The sequence below is a fragment of the Pelosinus baikalensis genome (genome assembly GCF_020819555.1).
Taxonomy (GTDB): domain Bacteria; phylum Bacillota; class Negativicutes; order DSM-13327; family DSM-13327; genus Pelosinus; species Pelosinus baikalensis.
Window position 1 is genome coordinate 22,415 of record NZ_JAJHJB010000022.1, and the last position, 17,447, is coordinate 39,861.

Annotated in this window: 21 protein-coding genes; all 21 read right to left on the reverse strand. The window is 39.8% G+C overall.

Going from position 1 to position 17,447, the window contains the following annotated elements; translation table 11 throughout:
- Window positions 1-5: 5 nt before the first annotated feature.
- Complete coding sequence (locus tag LMF89_RS15235) at window positions 6-746, reverse strand: M23 family metallopeptidase (protein WP_229535846.1); 741 nt, start codon at window positions 744-746, stop codon at window positions 6-8.
- 182 nt (window positions 747-928) lie between these two features.
- The gene (gene rodA, locus LMF89_RS15240; RefSeq protein WP_007959441.1) at window positions 929-2,035 is read right to left on the reverse strand and encodes a rod shape-determining protein RodA; all 1,107 of its coding nucleotides are present in this window, start codon (window positions 2,033-2,035) and stop codon (window positions 929-931) included.
- 161 nt (window positions 2,036-2,196) lie between these two features.
- Window positions 2,197-2,475: a cell division topological specificity factor MinE gene (gene minE / locus LMF89_RS15245; protein ID WP_007936208.1), complete on the reverse strand. Its 279-nt coding sequence runs from the start codon at window positions 2,473-2,475 to the stop codon at window positions 2,197-2,199.
- Window positions 2,476-2,488: 13 nt separating this feature from the next.
- Complete coding sequence (minD, locus tag LMF89_RS15250) at window positions 2,489-3,280, reverse strand: septum site-determining protein MinD (RefSeq protein WP_229535847.1); 792 nt, start codon at window positions 3,278-3,280, stop codon at window positions 2,489-2,491.
- A gap of 50 nt (window positions 3,281-3,330) precedes the next feature.
- Complete coding sequence (locus LMF89_RS15255) at window positions 3,331-3,969, reverse strand: septum site-determining protein MinC (RefSeq protein WP_036681714.1); 639 nt, start codon at window positions 3,967-3,969, stop codon at window positions 3,331-3,333.
- A 371-nt stretch (window positions 3,970-4,340) separates the two neighbouring features.
- The gene (gene mrdA / locus LMF89_RS15260; protein WP_007959448.1) at window positions 4,341-6,179 is read right to left on the reverse strand and encodes a penicillin-binding protein 2; all 1,839 of its coding nucleotides are present in this window, start codon (window positions 6,177-6,179) and stop codon (window positions 4,341-4,343) included.
- Between the two features lie 107 nt (window positions 6,180-6,286).
- Window positions 6,287-6,772 (reverse strand): rod shape-determining protein MreD, encoded by a 486-nt coding sequence (gene mreD / locus LMF89_RS15265; protein WP_007959450.1) that lies wholly within the window; start codon window positions 6,770-6,772, stop codon window positions 6,287-6,289.
- Window positions 6,769-7,683 (reverse strand): rod shape-determining protein MreC, encoded by a 915-nt coding sequence (gene mreC / locus LMF89_RS15270; protein ID WP_229535848.1) that lies wholly within the window; start codon window positions 7,681-7,683, stop codon window positions 6,769-6,771. Before mreC ends, mreD begins: the two co-directional genes overlap by 4 nt.
- Before the next feature lie 24 nt (window positions 7,684-7,707).
- The gene (locus tag LMF89_RS15275) at window positions 7,708-8,742 is read right to left on the reverse strand and encodes a rod shape-determining protein (RefSeq protein ID WP_007936201.1); all 1,035 of its coding nucleotides are present in this window, start codon (window positions 8,740-8,742) and stop codon (window positions 7,708-7,710) included.
- A gap of 55 nt (window positions 8,743-8,797) precedes the next feature.
- Window positions 8,798-9,499, reverse strand: coding sequence for a RadC family protein (radC, locus tag LMF89_RS15280; RefSeq protein WP_229535849.1), 702 nt, complete (start codon window positions 9,497-9,499; stop codon window positions 8,798-8,800).
- Window positions 9,496-10,065, reverse strand: coding sequence for a Maf family protein (locus LMF89_RS15285; RefSeq protein ID WP_229535850.1), 570 nt, complete (start codon window positions 10,063-10,065; stop codon window positions 9,496-9,498). Before LMF89_RS15285 ends, radC begins: the two co-directional genes overlap by 4 nt.
- A gap of 25 nt (window positions 10,066-10,090) precedes the next feature.
- The gene (locus LMF89_RS15290; RefSeq protein ID WP_007936196.1) at window positions 10,091-10,363 is read right to left on the reverse strand and encodes a DUF4321 domain-containing protein; all 273 of its coding nucleotides are present in this window, start codon (window positions 10,361-10,363) and stop codon (window positions 10,091-10,093) included.
- Window positions 10,364-10,426: 63 nt separating this feature from the next.
- On the reverse strand, window positions 10,427-10,948 hold the full coding sequence (locus LMF89_RS15295; protein WP_229535851.1) for a Gx transporter family protein: 522 nt from the start codon (window positions 10,946-10,948) through the stop codon (window positions 10,427-10,429).
- 142 nt (window positions 10,949-11,090) lie between these two features.
- Window positions 11,091-11,963, reverse strand: a complete 873-nt coding sequence (gene rnfB, locus LMF89_RS15300; protein WP_229535852.1) for an RnfABCDGE type electron transport complex subunit B — start codon at window positions 11,961-11,963, stop codon at window positions 11,091-11,093.
- Window positions 11,964-11,982: 19 nt separating this feature from the next.
- Entirely contained in the window at window positions 11,983-12,564 is a 582-nt protein-coding gene (locus LMF89_RS15305; RefSeq protein ID WP_007936191.1) for an electron transport complex protein RnfA, read from the reverse strand.
- Window positions 12,564-13,193, reverse strand: coding sequence for an electron transport complex subunit RsxE (rsxE, locus tag LMF89_RS15310; RefSeq protein ID WP_229535853.1), 630 nt, complete (start codon window positions 13,191-13,193; stop codon window positions 12,564-12,566). The genes LMF89_RS15305 and rsxE overlap by 1 nt, the downstream gene beginning before the upstream one ends.
- Window positions 13,194-13,203: 10 nt before the next feature.
- Complete coding sequence (locus LMF89_RS15315; protein WP_007959478.1) at window positions 13,204-13,770, reverse strand: RnfABCDGE type electron transport complex subunit G; 567 nt, start codon at window positions 13,768-13,770, stop codon at window positions 13,204-13,206.
- A gap of 5 nt (window positions 13,771-13,775) precedes the next feature.
- A complete protein-coding gene (locus tag LMF89_RS15320; protein ID WP_229535854.1) occupies window positions 13,776-14,765 on the reverse strand; it encodes an RnfABCDGE type electron transport complex subunit D in 990 nt (329 codons plus the stop codon).
- 12 nt (window positions 14,766-14,777) lie between these two features.
- Window positions 14,778-16,100 (reverse strand): electron transport complex subunit RsxC, encoded by a 1,323-nt coding sequence (gene rsxC, locus LMF89_RS15325; RefSeq protein WP_229535855.1) that lies wholly within the window; start codon window positions 16,098-16,100, stop codon window positions 14,778-14,780.
- A 153-nt stretch (window positions 16,101-16,253) separates the two neighbouring features.
- Window positions 16,254-16,679: a SoxR reducing system RseC family protein gene (locus tag LMF89_RS15330; protein WP_229535856.1), complete on the reverse strand. Its 426-nt coding sequence runs from the start codon at window positions 16,677-16,679 to the stop codon at window positions 16,254-16,256.
- Between the two features lie 355 nt (window positions 16,680-17,034).
- On the reverse strand, window positions 17,035-17,424 hold the full coding sequence (locus LMF89_RS15335; protein WP_007959482.1) for a biotin/lipoyl-containing protein: 390 nt from the start codon (window positions 17,422-17,424) through the stop codon (window positions 17,035-17,037).
- Between the last annotated feature and the right edge of the window lie 23 nt (window positions 17,425-17,447).

Consider the following 17,447-nt stretch of genomic DNA (forward strand, 5'->3'; position numbering starts at 1 on the left):
TCAACTCACTTCTCCTCTCCCTTAGGAAACTCTCCCTTTAGCCGAGTAGTAGGATCAATGGCCTTACCGTTTTCCCGCACCTCAAAATAAAGCAAAGGTCCAGTTGCCATGCCGCTTTTACCTACTTTAGCAATAATCTGTCCCTGGCTAATCGCATCCCCTTGCTGTACAAGAACTTCTCCTAAGTGACCATATAAAGTTTCAATCTCCTGACTATGTTCGATGATTACTACCTTTCCCAACTGGGCACTATCCGTAATCATTTTTACCTTACCAGGAGCAGCTGCTTGCACACTCGTTCCTAAAGCAGCTTCCATATCAATTCCTTCATGCATTCTTTCTTGTTTTAACACAGGATGAATGCCCCAGCCAAATGGCACTATAATTTTCCCTGTAACAGGCGCATGCATATACAATAAAGGATCTGCAGGTTTGGATATTGTAGTCTGAACTCTTTTAAGTACTGAGAGATCTAAATTTTCCGGAGCCATACTAATGATTTTTTCCACTACATAATTAACATCTGTTTGCGCCGTCAAGGTATAACGAATCCCATCATCCATCATTCTCCCTATCGCCGTTTCCGATATATGAGCACAATATACAATTGCAAATAAAATGCCTGCTATAATTGTTTTTTTAAGCCAATTATAGTTCACCTCTTCCTCTGGATACTGCCAGGAATAATCCGTTTCCCTTGTTTCGCCCCAGCGGTTCTTTCTTAACTTATTCCATAGCTTTGCCATATAGCACCCCCACACCAGCACCTATTACTATAGAATATATATGAGAAAAGGAATGCAATATATGCTTAGAATTTCAAAGAGGATACACCTAGCGGCGCATCCTCTTGCATCTTCTATGCATGTTGAGACTTAATATAAATCTTTGACAGACTAACAATCTATGGTTAAAGCATTGCATATTTTTAAAACATAATCTTTTGTCTACGCATATAGATATTTAGTAATATACCAATGCTAATCATATTCGTAGTAAGAGCACTAACGCCATAACTCATTAAGGGCAAGGGGATACCGGTTACTGGCATAATACCAGCAGTCATCCCTACATTCACTAATACATGGAAAGTCAACATAGAGGTAATGCCTGTCGCTAGTAAAGTCCCAAAATTATCTTTTGCTTCACCAGCAATTTTTACACCCCGATATAAAAGAATGAAATACAGCAATAAAATCAAAACCGCTCCAATAAAGCCAAGTTCCTCACCAATCACAGCAAAAATAAAATCTGTATGATTTTCTGGTAAAAAGTTCAACTGGCTTTGGGTGCCGCCAAAGAGTCCCTTACCAAATAGCATTCCTGACCCAATGGCAATCTTAGACTGTATAATATGATAACCAGATCCCAATGGATCAACATTGGGGTCCATAAATACAGACAATCGCATTTTTTGATAATCCTTTAAGAAATGCCAAAATATAGGTAGGAAAGCAGCACCAGCGCCAAAAATCACCATCAAATGTTTACTTTTAATCCCTGCAATAAAGAGCATACCAAATAAAATAGCTAAAAACACAAGAGAAGTCCCAAGATCAGGCTGCTTTAAAATTAACAAGAAAGGTACACCCACGTATAAAAAAATGGGTATCAGATCTTTAAATGAATTGAGTTTCCCTGTTTTTTTGTCCAGCATATCCGCTAATGCAATGATCATAATTAATTTGGAGAACTCTGAAGGCTGCAAGCTAATAGGACCTATTTGTATCCATCGCTGCGCGCCAAGAGCTGATTGACCTATAAACATAACAGCCAATAACATGACTAAATTGATACCATACAACCCATTGGCGAATTTACCCAGTACTTTATAGTCAAAATTCAATAGAATAATTATGAAAATCACATTAAACAAGGCAAACGTTCCCTGACGCTCAACATACCAATATCGTTCTTCACCGGGTGTATTGATATGAGTAGCGCTGCCAATTATTACTAAACTTATCAAAATCAGTATCACCGTTGTGGTAATTGTAACAAAATCTAAATTTCGTAATAGACGCCGATTTAACATACCTTACACATACCTTCCATATCAAGTCATTTCTTTATTATAATATCATTTCCCAATTTCGTCCACTTAAAAGGCGCAGTATAGTATACTGCGCCTGATGGTAATTTTTATACGATGATGAAACCGCTCTCATTCATAAGTATAAGCTGCTCCCTACCTGCTTATCGCTTTGACATAGCGCCTCTTTTCATACTGGTCACAGGAATATTAGCAACAAGAGTGACGGATGATTCGGTATGAGTAAGATTCACTTCCATGCACTTTTCATTGATATCCATATAATTCGATATGGCTTTAAACATATCATCTTTTAATGTTTCCATCAATTGGGGAGAAACATTAACCCTATCATGAACCAATACCAATCGTAGTCTTTCTTTGGCAATATCTTTCGAAGAATTAGAATCTTTGCCAAAAAGTTTTTGAATCAATTCAAGCATTTTTATTCCTCCCTTAAAGATTGAATATTTTCTTTAATTTATTAAAAAAGCTAGTATTATCTTCAATAATCATTAATGGTATATTTTCACCCATTAAACGCCGAACAATATTCTTATACGCTGTACTTGCCTTGGAAATAGGATTGACAACTGCTGGCTCTCCTCGATTGGTTGAAACGACAATATAATCATCCTCTGGTATAATGCCTAATAAATCAATGGCTAAGATCTCAATAATATCATCGATACTCATCATATCACCTTTTTTAACCATGTGAGGACGAATACGATTCACAATCAGTTTAGGGTTATGTTTCCCCTCTGACTCTAATAAGCCAATGATACGATCAGCATCACGCACCGCTGATACCTCAGGCGTAGTCACAATAATTGCCCGATCAGCCCCAGCTATTGCGTTCTTGAATCCCTGCTCAATACCTGCAGGACAGTCAATAATCACAAAATCAAAATCTTGTTTTAATTCATCACATAGTTGTTTCATTTGTTCTGGAGTTACTGCATTTTTATCACGAGTTTGAGCCGCAGGTAAAAGATAGAGGGATTCATAACGTTTATCCCGAATCAATGCTTGCTTTAGCCGACAATTTCCGTCTGTAACATCCACTAAATCATATACAATTCGATTTTCAAGTCCCATCACTACATCTAAATTACGTAATCCAATATCTGCATCAACTAACACTACTTTCTTTCCCTGCAATGCAAAACCAGTCCCCAGATTGGCTGAAGTGGTAGTTTTTCCAACGCCGCCTTTGCCCGATGTTATTACAATAACTTCCCCCATATAGATCCTCCTATATACAGACCAATGCCAAAGACTTTAGTCTGCTTTACTTATGCTTGTAATTTTTGCATCTCATCTTCTTGCATACTAACTGTTTTTATAATGACAATCCCGTCTTCGATAAGTGCTACCTCAGCTTGATCAGGCTGGTCCAAATGATCCGGTGCTCTGGCAATTAGTCCAGCAATTCTAATTTGCGAAGCTAATAAACGCTGGGCTGTAATAGTAGCCCTTATATCTCCATAAGCCCCTGCATGTACCATACCGCGACATGTCCCGTTTACAATAATATCTCCGCCGGCTATTACCTCTGCACCAGGATTCACGTCACCATCAATAACCACGGCACCCTGATGAATAATTTCTTGACCGCTGCGTATGGTTTTTGCAACAACTAGCCGTTCTATCTCTTTAGGCTCAAACATCGCAATATCATCTGCACACTGGTCATTGACTTCACGAAAGACCAATCCATAACCAGCCAGCAGCTTACTTAATTCTTCCTGCTCCTGAAAAGAAAGATTACGTACCTTGGCTGGCACTTCCACCATCGTCCCTCGAGAGAAAAAATCAACTGCCGATTCTAGTTTAGCTGCTAAATTTTCTAAAAGTACTTCAAATTCTACAGATGCATCAAGTACTAATTGTAAGCCATTTCTGCTGCCCTTAAATATTACATATTCTCGCATGTCCATCTCCCAAGTCTTCTTACAGGTTACATATATCTGCCACTTAGAATTCGCGCTTTTCGTCAATAATCCTGCCAAATTTAAGAAGTTAATTTTTAAATCCAAAATACGGGACCAAACGACTATCATAGGAAAAGTAATTTGCGTCCTTTTAATACATAGCCGTTTCGAAACACAAAGACACAAAGCCGCTTACGCGGACACAAAGAACACAAAGTTGTAGAATAAACATGTCTGGTGTGCCCTTTGTGCATCTTTGTGTCCTCTGCGTTTAAAGTTCTCTTTAAAGAAACTTATACTTTCTAGGCTATTAAGAAAAGAGGGCTATTTCGTTACGATTTCTTAAACGGTAACGAAATAGCCTTCTTTTCTTATAGTGCAGTCTGAGGTTTATGGGTCTGCTGTGCTGCTGCAGGATCTTGATTCAGATTAAAGGCAGCCTCCATAATCTTTCTGGCAATTGGCGCAGCAGATCCTGCACCAAATCCCCCTTGTTCTACAATCACTACAACTACGATTCGAGGATCCTCGTAAGGGCCATAAGCGATAAACCAGCCATGATCACTGCCATGAGAATTTTCTGCTGTACCCGTTTTACCAGCAATGGCTATGGGGAAATCACGAAATGCTTGAGCAGCTGTACCGCCTTCAAGTGCAACATCTCGAAGTGACTCTCGAATAAGGGTGAGGGTTCTATCCGATAATTGTATTCTTCCCACTTCCTCAGGAGCAAAGGTCTTGATAACCTCTCCCTTATTGGAACTAATCTTACTGACTAAATAAGGACGATACCGATAACCACCATTAGCAATTTCACTCATTAAGACAGCAACCTGCAAGGGAGTTGTTAGTTGAAAACCTTGACCAATAGCCGCATCAAAGGTTTCTGATAGATACCATTCCTCACCATATACTTTCTCTTTATAACGCTGATTTGCAACCAGACCTTCTGATTCCCCTTGCAAATTAATGCCTGTTGTGACTCCTAAACCAAACATACGTGCATATTTTTCTAAATTATCAATTCCTAAGCGATTACCCATTTCATAAAAATAAACATTATCAGACTTAGTCAGAGCTTCCTTAAAATTAATCCATCCTAAGGCTTCTCCTTCAGCATTTCCTTTGGCAATAATCCAGTGTTTCCCTGTATCTAGGATTTTTTCTTCAGGAGTTACCTTACCAAGTTCCAAGGCTGCGGCACCTGTAACCAGTTTAAAAGTAGATCCGGGTGGATATTCTCCTGAAATGGCTTTGTTATTCATCGGATTATTGGGATTTTCATTTAACGCTTTCCAATCCTTGCTAGAAATCCCACCTGAAAATAAATTAGGGTTAAAAGTGGGCCTACTTACCATCGCCAGAATTTCTCCTGTTTTTGGATTCATCGCAATAGCCGCTGCTGCTTTTGCATTCCGAAACTCACTCTTTGTCTGCAAATATGTAAGTTGTTCGTCAATTGCTACTTCAGCTGCTTTTTGTATTTTATAATCAATGGTTAATGTTAGGTTCTTCCCTGGCACAGTTTCCTTTCGTCCTAATACATTAACAGGACGGCCGGTTACATCCACCTCAACCTGATTCCCTCCATCTATTCCACGCAATTCACGATCGTATACTTTTTCTAAACCAAATTTACCAATAATATCGCCGCTCTTATACTCATTGGATTTTTCTTGTGCCTTTTCCAATTCTACATCATTAATTTCACTGACATAGCCAAATAAGTGAGCAGCTAACTCGTTATTAATATAATTGCGAATCGGCTGAATTTCAATTACTACCCCTGGCAATTCTGCACGACGTTCCTCAATCTTTGTTACAATATCTGGACCAATATCTGATTTAATGCGAATCGGCTCAAATCTGCCACTATGTTGACTCAACTTCTTTTTGATTTCATCAGGAGTTATATTTAAGATACTGGCTACTTTAACAATAATATCATCAGGAACGGGCCCGGAAATCGGCAGTAATGATACTGCAAAACCAGGGCGATTCGAGACAAGGGGAATGCCATTTCGATCATAAAACATGCCGCGAGGAGCCATTATAGGAGCAAGTCTGATGCGATTACCATCTGCTTTTTCTCCATAATATTTTCCCTGGACGACTTGCAAATATCCTAAACGACTAACCAAAGCTACAAATACTAAAAGAATAATAATTGCCAGTACATCCAGCCTGTAATTTGATCGTTTCACCAACATGATGACATCTTCCTTTCTCCCCCCATTTTTTTAAACTTAAAACAGGACTTGGCTAGTGCCAAGTCCTTTAGATACAGACGAAAGCCATAGACCTTATATTTTTTGCTTTATTCTGCAGTAAATTTAATCAAACGATATACAGCATGATGTATGGGAACTGCCACAATTAAATTATAGCCCATAAGAGGCATTATATTCTGCGTTAGTGCAGCAATCAGATCAACCTTGTAGCCAAAGATCAATAATAGCAGCATCCCAACCAAACCATTGAATATGGTTGCAACAATCGTAGCTAATATTGGCAACAGCACATGTTCCTTAAATACTTTGCGTTCTGCCAATCCAAAGAGATAGCCAGTTGTTAATTTTGACAAAGTACCAATTCCAAAAATACCACCAGATGCTAAATCTTGTAATAATCCTGCAAAAAAGCCCATACCGACTCCATTCTCTTTACCAGACAGCAGGGCATAGGATACCACAATTATCAGCAGTACATCAGGATAAATACCTCGAATTGAAATAAGAGGTATTAGCGTAGACTGTATGATAATCGTTATTAGAAGTACGCTACCCCATATTAATACATTCATTGTCTTACTCCCTGAGCAGGCACTGGTGTTTTTCCCGAAGCATCAGGAGATACAGTTGGATTTGTCAGAGGCAAGGTAGGAATCGGCTCACGTGAACGTAAAATAATAGAGACTTCTTCTAGTCTATCAAAATCTACTGCAGGATTCAAGACAGCATATTTTAACAAACCACCTTCTTCATTAACCAAGTCTACTACTTCACCAATTAATATCCCTTTAGGATAAATACCGCCAAATCCTGATGTAATAAGCTTATCTCCTTTTATCACATCAGCATCCCGAGCAATATTTACCATTCTTGGCGCTAACGGTGTAGCGCTATGTCCTTCTACGATAGCTGCTACTCTCGACTCTGGACGTTGCACCAACGCCCCTACTGCACTTCGAGGGTCAAGAATCAGATTCACTTTAGCCACATTCGCATATACACTCACAACGCTGCCGACAAGTCCCTGAGGAGTAACTACAGGCATGTCTTTAGCAATACCATCAGCAGTTCCACGATTAATAATAATCGTACTTGTCCAGCTTCCAGGATCACGCCCCACTACTGCTGCTGTCACTAAATCAAACTGTGGTGCCCCTTTTTTATACTCTAACATGCCTCGAAGGCGTGCATTCTCTGCCATAATTTCAGTCACATTTAAATTACTTTGACGAAGATTTTCATTTTCTATCCGCAGCGCTTTGTTATCACGATAGGCCGTCATCAATTCTCCGGTGGATAAGCCAATATTACGAAAGGTAAATCCAACATTGCTAACAACAGATTGAACAGGCGCCAACACAACAGTAATTGTTTTCTCCATAAAGGCAAACTTATATTTACCCTGGGCGAGAGAGCTAGCCAGCCAAAGGACGAGTAACACAGCCACTAATAAAATGGCCATTTTTCTGTGAAACAAGCGCACTGGTGTAATCTCCTCTCTATCCCACTATCCCAACTTTTTGGGAGACATTAGCACACGTTTTAATAAATCTATACTTTCCAGGGCTCGCCCAGTACCCATACATACACATAAGAGAGCATCTTCAGAAATATGCACTGGCATACCTGTTTCTCTACTTAAAAGCCGATCAAGACCTTTTAATAAGGAACCACCGCCCGTCATTACAATACCTCGATCCATAATATCAGAAGCCAACTCTGGTGGTGTTTTCTCCAGCGTAACTTTAACAGCTTCGACAATGCTCATTACAGGCTCACTCAAAGCTTGTTGCACTTCGCTGGCTTTAATAGTAAGTGTTTTAGGTAAACCACTTACTAAGTCTCGTCCTCTAATTTCCATCGTTTGATCACTAGGAGGAATAATTGCCGCCCCAATCGTTACCTTTACTTCCTCAGCCGTACGCTCACCAATCATCAAATTATAAGTACGCTTAATATATTGTATAATCGCTTCATCCATCTCATCGCCACCCACGCGAATGGAACGGCTGGTAACAATTCCGCCGAGAGAAATAACAGCTACTTCTGTGGTGCCGCCACCAATATCAACCACCATATTGCCCGTGGGTTCATGAACAGGTAAACCAGCTCCAATAGCTGCAGCCATAGGTTCTTCAATTAAATAGGCTTCTCTCGCCCCCGCTTGAATCGTTGCATCAATTACCGCACGTTTTTCTACTTCCGTTACTCCCGAAGGCACGCCCACAATTACACGAGGGCGAATAAAGGATTTCGAATCGATGGATTTGCGAATAAAATATTTTAACATAGCCTGAGTCACATCAAAATCTGCAATTACACCATCTTTTAGTGGTCGAATCGCCACTATATTACCAGGAGTACGACCGATCATTTGTTTCGCTTCTTCTCCAACTGCCAATACCTCCCCAGTATCTCGCTGAATCGCTACCACTGATGGTTCGCTCAGTACAATTCCTTTACCTTTTACATGCACTAACGTATTGGCAGTGCCAAGATCTATACCCATATCTCGGGAAAATGATCCAAAAAAACTCTTCATACTATATAGCCCCTTTCAATAAGCAAGTACATATTGATCTTGCTACTTAACAAATTCATTCTATTATTCCCTTTTCTTTAAGACTAACATACTTGTTATCGCCTATAATTATATGATCAAGGACAGGAATTTCTAAAATTTTCCCTGCATCAACTAATTTTCGAGTTAGGCTAACATCTTCCGAGCTAGGAGTAGGATCTCCACTGGGATGATTATGTGCCAAAATAACAGAAGCCGCTGAATGATTAATAACCTCGCGAAATAATTCACGGGGATGCACAATCGATGCATTTAAACTGCCAATGGAAATAGTAGGAGTCGCTATCACATGATTTTTGGTGGACAAGAGAATTACAATAAAATGCTCTCGTGCTTCATAGCGTAGTCTGGCCATCAATAAATCAACAGCATCCTGAGGAGAACGAATGATTGCTCTTTGTTCTGCTGCCGCTCCATTTAAGCGTTTGCCGAGCTCAATGGCAGCAACAAGTGTCACTGCTTTTACTGGACCAATCCCTTTGATTTTACTTATTTCTTGAGGACCAAGACCAGAAAGAGCAGTTATACCTATCTCTTCATACTTTTTTAACAGCCTTTCCGCTACGCGCAAAACAGAATCATTTTTTGTACCAGTCCTAAGCAGTATAGCCAACAAATCTGCATTGCTTAAAGCCTGAACACCTTTCTTCAGCATTTTCTCCCTTGGTCTTTCCTCTTGAGGCAATTCTTTTATCATAAGCGGCTTATTGTCATTCATAATAACTTGACACCAGCCTTTTTAAGTAATTCAGATAATTTATTTAATGGCAGACCTACAACATTAGCATAACATCCATTGATGCTCTCCACAAAAAGCGCACCCATACCTTGAATCGCGTATGCACCTGCTTTATCCATAGGCTCACCTGTTGTGAGATATGCTTCAATTTCCTCAGCCTTAATATCCCCAATCTTCACATTGGTAACAACAAAATCATTCCAAATTTCCTTTGCCGTTACAACAGCAATTCCTGTAATTACTTGATGCTCTTTACCTGCTAGGGAAGTTAACATACGTCTTGCATCATTTTTATCCACAGGCTTACCATAGACTTGTCCATCCAGTACTACGATGGTATCAGCCCCAATCACCACATCATGAGCCTGTACTTTCGAAAATACATCCAAAGCCTTCTCTTTCGCTTGTAAGACCGCTAACTCATGAGGGGGCACAGCTTGCGCATTATCCTCGACAACCCCACTAGTCATTACTACAAAATCACAACCAACCTGGGTTAACAGATCACGACGGCGGGGCGATGCTGATGCCAAAATAATCGTCATTAGCAAAACCTCCCATAGATATAAATCAAAGACGACGATACAGCAAAAAAGCTACTACCATACCTAAAATACTAATTAAGTTAGGCTGTAAAGCAAAGCCAGCCATAAATCTTATGACATACAAATTAATCGTAACAGGCGGCACATCTAAGACAAGAAATGTTTTTACTAAATAGGGAGCAAAGCCAGCTGCTATATCAGAATGAGAAATAACTTCTCCCAAAATACCGCCAAAAACTGCACCAGTAAGCAAAAATAGTATAAACATACCATATCCATTACTTTTAGCGCCTCGCAATATTATTCCCCCCTGCATCTATTATAAGACAGTCTAAATACATATGCTATAGTAGTTATTTACTTATTGTAATGGTTTTGGCATAGATCTTGGTACCTTTGCCAAAAAGTAAGCCACAGTCATCCCTGTCGCCCAGCCTGTTGGCACTGCCAATAATACTAAATAAGGTAAATACCATAATAAAGTAAGGCTAGATACCACTAAAGCCGCCATTATCATTTGTGCTACACCATGTATAACGGCACCAATGATACTAATTCCGATAAAAGAAAAAGTGGAGTGCCAAGCAGTATAAGCATAGGCCATCAATAACGTACTAGCAATAGCACCACTCATACTCATCGCAAAAGCTGGGCCAATAAGAATTCCTCCAAATAACGATGCTAAAAAAACTCGTATAACTACCACATATATGGCATCACGCCAACCAAAAGTTGCAATCGTAATTAGAGATACAATATTTGCTAGTCCTAATTTAATTCCAGGTATGGGAAGTGGCAAAGGAATCCAAGATTCTACAATGTGCAGCACACTGGCTATAGCCACAAATAAAGCCATTAGCACCATGCGTCTCGTATGATTCATAATTTATCAGCCTTTGTTATCTACTTTACCGCCTTGTCGGTTAGTCTAGATTATTTTACCGCAAAAACCCTTAACATGCAAATGAGATACATATAAAAAACCGCAGAAGATTTTTTCTTCTGCGGTTAATTAGTAATTTTTTCTATTTTGCGCAAGATGCACAAGCAAGAGCCGTACTTGCTTCATTTTCTGTACCAGGCACAATCCCTGTTACAAAAGGACGAATCGCCTTTGTCGGGCATTTACTTAAGCATACAGCATCTGAACATTTTTCTTCGCAAATCTTAGCATCTACAATAGCCAAATTATTCACCATCTTTATCGCTTCATATGGACACTGACGCATACAAAGGGAACAGCCAATACAAGCAACACTACAGGCTTTTTTTGCTACAGCACCTTTATCTTTTGAGTTGCAATTTACACGAACTCTTGCCCCAACAGGCATAAGAGAAATAACTTGTTTAGGACATACGCTAACGCATTTACCGCAGGAAGTACACTTCTCGGGGTCAATAATAGGTAAGCCTTCTGGACTCATACTCATGGCATCAAAAGGGCAACTTTTAACACAGGTGCCTAATCCTAAACAGCCATATTTACAAGATTTTGGTCCGCCAAAAAGCAAGTTGGCAGCAACGCAATCTTCTACACCCGTATATGCATAGGATCTTTTAGCCTTATCATGAGTACCTGCACATTGCACTTGAGCAATTTGTGGTTCCATGGGAGCGGCAGCTTTACCGGTAAGCTCAGCAACAAGCTTTGCTACTGCATCTTTGCCTGGTGAACACAAATTCGGTGCTACATCAGGATTGAGTACAACTGCCTCAGCATAAGCCATACAACCAGCAAAACCACAGGCACCACACTGCCCTTTCGGCAAAACATCCTCTACGATATGGATGAGCGGATTAACCTCGATGGAAAACTTTTTGTTAGAATAAGCCAATAGAAAACCAAAAAATACCCCCAGAGATGTCAATACGATCAATATCAATATTGGTGTACTCATTTTTCATCACCTTCTATCATTATAGTGTGATCATTCCCGAAAAACCAAAGAATGACAATGCCAACATTCCTGCCAAAATGAAAGAGATACCCAGTCCTTCCAAGGATTTTGGTACATCTGCATATTGTAGTTTTTCACGCAGGCTAGCCATTAAGATTAGAGCCAAAGCAAATCCGACTCCAGAGCCAATTGCAAGTACGAAACTTGTCATAAAACCATTATGAGACTCAGCATTAGTAATCGGCACGGCAATTACAACACAGTTAGTCGCAATCAACACAAGATAGATTCCCCACATATTATATAAAGCTGGGGCATGCTTTTTAATAACCATTTCTAGTAATTGTACAAGCCCGGCAATCAGTACCACAAATGTTATTAACATGAGTACTTCCAACCCAAGGGGGTGAAGAACATAATTATATACTGCCCAGGCAAGCAAAGTACTTATTGTCATAACTGACGTAACTGCCATCCCCATACCAATTGAGGCGTTGAGATTCTTCGATACACCGAAAAAGATACATAAGCCTAAAAACTGAGTCAACACCATATTATTGGTAATTGCCGAAGCTACAAATAATTTTAAATATTCCTCCATTATGCATCACTCCCTTGCTTAGCCGCCTTTAATTTATCTTGGTGTTGACCAATCAAATTAAAGCTAGCAATCATGAGCCCTATGATAATAAATCCACCTGGTGGCAAAATCATAATGAGCGCGGGGTCATAAGACGCCCCGAAAACTTGAATGCCCATTAGTGTACCATTACCAAATAGTTCACGGACGATGGCAATGAATACCATGGCACCAGCAAAACCTGCACCCATTCCCAGGCCATCCAAAAATGATAGAAAAACAGGATTCTTAGCTGCAAATACTTCTGCCCTAGCTAAAATAATCGCAAACACAACAATAAGATTTAAATAAAGATAGAGTTCCTTATATATATCTGGAAGGTAAGCTTGTAATGTTAAAATAAGCACTGTAACAATCGTGGCAATGGACGTAATGTATACAGGAACCCGCACTTTAGGATTAACCCATTTACGAAAAATGGATACGACTACGTTATTCGCAGTGATAACAAACATAACTGACAACCCCATGGCCAATGCATTATAGACATTGGAAGTAACCGCCAATGCCGGACACAAACTTAAGGCAAGGCGGAATATGGGGTTCTGATCAAATAACCCTTTATAAAAGATGTCCCATAAATTCTTCATATTCAGCACCTCACTTCTTTTTGTCGGCTGTAAAAGCAGATACTTCTTCCACAGCTTCCTTAATTCCTTTGGTCACAGCACGAGAAGTAATCGTTGCTCCAGTTAACGCCTGAATATTTTTATCACTAGGAACTTTTACTACTTCTAAATTTTCAGCTGCTTTGCCAGCAAATTGCTTACGAAAGGCTGGCTTTTCAGCTTTATCCCCAAGACCTGGGGTTTCCTTATGACTTAGAATCGCATAATCGATAATTTTGCCATCAACAGATACAGCAGCCAACATTTTTATAGCGCCAGCATAACCTTTACTTTCAGCTGGTACAACATATGCAATTACTTTACCATCTTTTAGTGCTGCATACCAGCCTGTTTTACCTTCAATGGCTTTAAAATCCTGGGCATCAGCAACGAGTGCCTTACGTGCCTGATTATCAAGCTGGATCCTTGTCTTAGCAGCAATTGGTGCCGTTACGGCATAAGTGCCTGCAATTACTGCGCTTGAAAGCAAACAGGCAAGTGTAAGATTGATACCTACTTTAAAAACGCTATCATTTTGTTCATGTGCATCATGTGCCATATGCCTTACCTCCTTGCACCATATTTTACAGGTCTTACTAAACGGTCAATCAGGGGCGTGACGCAGTTCATCAATAATATTGCATAACATACGCCTTCAGGATAACCGCCCTGCAAACGGATTAGGACAGTAAGAGCACCGGCTCCTATAGCAAAAATAATTTGACCCTTAGTAGTAATTGGAATGGTTACCATGTCTGTCGCCATGTAGAAAGCACCCAAGATAAGACCTCCAGACATCATATGAAGAAGTGGATCTCCACCAAATGCAGCAGTCAAAGCTCCTACAGTACCAATCATGACTACAGGCACCTGCCATTTGATATAACCTTTATAGATTAGATAAATTCCACCTAAAAGGAGAAGAATTGCTGAAGTTTCTCCCATACTACCAGCGCGCTCACCTAAAAACAAAGACTTGTACATGGTAGCTTGATCACCGAAACTCGCTACAAGTTTTTCGTACCCTTGCAGTTTTAGAATCCCTAAGGGAGTGGCTGATGTTAGCCCATCCACTTTACCAACCATATCTCGTGATATTGGCCAAGTAGTCATAGCAATCGGCCAGGATGCAAGAATAAATGCACGCCCAATAAGAGCAGGATTAAAAATGTTAAATCCTAAACCACCCATAGTGTGTTTTGCAACAGCAATAGCAAAAATGGACCCCGCCAGCGGCATATACCACGGCAATGTTGCAGGAATATTCATTGCAAGCAGCAAACCTGTTAAAAAGGCACTGCCATCTCCTATAACCATAGGCTTATTTTGCCATTTTAAAATTAAGTATTCGGTTACTACTGCGGCAACAATGCAAATAACTAGATTAACAAATGCAGGCATTCCGAAATTAAAGATTGAGAAAAGTGCTGCAGGCGCTAGCGCTGCGTTAACGCTCCACATAATCTTTGAAATTGATTCATCACACCGGATGTGGGGTGATGCCGAAACCATTAAATTATCTATTTCTATTTTTGTTTTTGCTTCTATGCTCATACAGCCACCTCCTTATTTCTTCGCCGCCATTGCTGCATTTTGCGCTTTGGACAATTTAATATAATGAACGATGTTACGTTTTGCAGGACATACATATACACAAGAGCCGCACTCCACACAATCCAATAAATCATATTCTTCCTTAGCTACTGAATATGCATTGCGTTCGGCTAATATACTCAGCATGCTAGGCACCAATCCCATTGGACAGGCCTCTACACAACGCCCGCAACGGATACATGGACGCTCTGGACCAATATTAACATCAGCTTCACTTAGTGCCAGAATACCTGATGTCCCTTTTATAATGGGCACATCAAGAGTACGTTGTGCCATTCCCATCATAGGTCCACCCATAATCACTTTAACTGGTACTTCGGTAAATCCACCACACAATGCTACAGCTTGGGCAAATGTAGTACCAATTCGTAGTAATAAGTTTTTAGGTTGCGCAATCGCACCACCAGTAACAGTTGTTACCCGTTCAATCAATGGGATTCCTTTTTCTACAGCATCTGCAATGGCTACCACAGTACCAACATTTTGAACCACTACACCAACATCCATGGGCAATCCACCAGAAGGTACATCCGTACCGCAAATTACGCCAATCAATGTTTTTTCTGCCCCCTGGGGATATTTCGTCTGAAGGGGTACTACTTCAATTCCGGCAATTCCAGTACAGGCTTTATTCATTACAGCAATTGCATCAGGCTTATTTTCTTCTATGCCTATATATCCTTTACTTACGCCCAATACTTTCATTGCAATTTGCATACCAGTCACGATTCTTTCTGACTGTTCTAACATCACTCGATGATCTGCAGTAAGAAACGGTTCGCATTCTGCTGCATTTAATATAAAAGTATGAATCGGTTTTTCTGCAGGTGGAGCCATTTTTACATGTGTAGGAAACGTTGCTCCCCCCATACCAACCATACCTGTTTGACGAATAATTTCCTTAATTTCTGCTGCCTCTAAGGTTTTCCAATCACGTTGCAGGGGCAAACCTTCTACCCATTCATCTTGCCCATCACTTTCAATGACAACGGACATACAGGTACCAAATACTGGATGGGGATACTCAGCAAGCTCTACTACCTTACCTGAAGTAGAGGCATGTATCGGGCTTGAAACGAAAGCCTGAGCTTCAGCTATCACTTGCCCTTTTTTAATTAAATCCCCAACTTTTACTATTGGTGAACATGGTGCACCAATGTGTTGTCTCACAGGAATAATGACTTTCTCAGGTATAGGCGCAATTTCAATCGGTTTACTTGCGGTATACCTTTTACGGTCGTCGGGATGTACACCCCCACGAAAGCTTTTTGCCATAATTTCACCCCTCTTAAACTAACTAATGTCATTTATTTTCCTCAGCCTGCTAAAGGAAGGCTTAATTCAAATGAAGGTCTTCCTTCATTAAACCTCGTCCCTCTTATCCTTTAACTTAGCTCTGACCTACAACAGATAAAGGCCTTAAAAGCTTTAGTCATTAGATAAAATTCGTACAATCATCGGTTGCATCTTACTATCGGATCTGGCAGCAGAATCGAAAAATTTAATATATACAACTGATAAAATGAAAGCAAACGTACCACCAATAATCTGAAACCATAATGGCCGATAGCTTAAATGCTCGGCAAAGATTCCACCTATAACCGCACCAATAAAGACTAAGATTAGTGGTAAAATATACACAATAAAAGCAGCTTTTAACATATTCACTTCTCTGACTTCGATAGCTACACGCTGACCAATCTTGGCTCCTATATCATTTCTCGCCTCAAGTACCAATGCCGAATTTCCGGGACAAGCTCCACAGTTTTCACAGTCATTATGGCGACTTGTCTTTACTTTTGCCAAATGATTGCCAACCACTTCAAGAACAATTCCTTCTTGCTGCTTATCCATAAAGAGCTCCTTTCTACATTACTGCCTGTTGGAATATAAATCACATAGGTTTACTCTACACCAATTAATTAGCCTCTGTCAATCATTCAGAAACAATATTCTATATCCTACAGCAGTTACTTTTTTCACGTTATTTGCCGCTATTTGTTATTCTAATATTACAGTTATTGTTTGATAATTCTAATAATTTAATTTTATTTTGTAAATTCGTACAATATACATACACATCTTTGATGAGATCAACTACCTAAATCACTTTATGTTTTATATTGAAAATAAAGGGCTGTCTCAAGGATTTTAGAAATCCCTTGAGACAGCCCTTAAAATTATTTAATTTATATTAAATAATTTTTATTTACTTAATAACAGCCAAAACTTCGTTAGGTTTTACACTTTGATCAGCTGCTACATTAATGGATTTTACAGTGCCATCAACAGGAGCAGTAATCTCATTTTGCATTTTCATTGCTTCAAGAATCAACAAAACATCGCCTTTTTTCACTGCTTGTCCTGCTTTAGCAAGTACTTTTACAATTTTGCCAGGCATTGGGGAAGGAACACCAGTTTCACCAGCGCCAACTTCAGCAGCAGCAGGTGCAGCAGCGGCAACTGGAGCTGCTGCTTTAGGAGCAGCCGGAGCAGCAGCAGGTTTTGCTGCAGGAGCAGCCACTGCTTTTGCTTCTTTTACTTCTTCTACTTCAACCTGATATGCAGTACCATTCACAGTAATATTAAATTTCTTCATTTTACTAACCTCCAAATATTTAT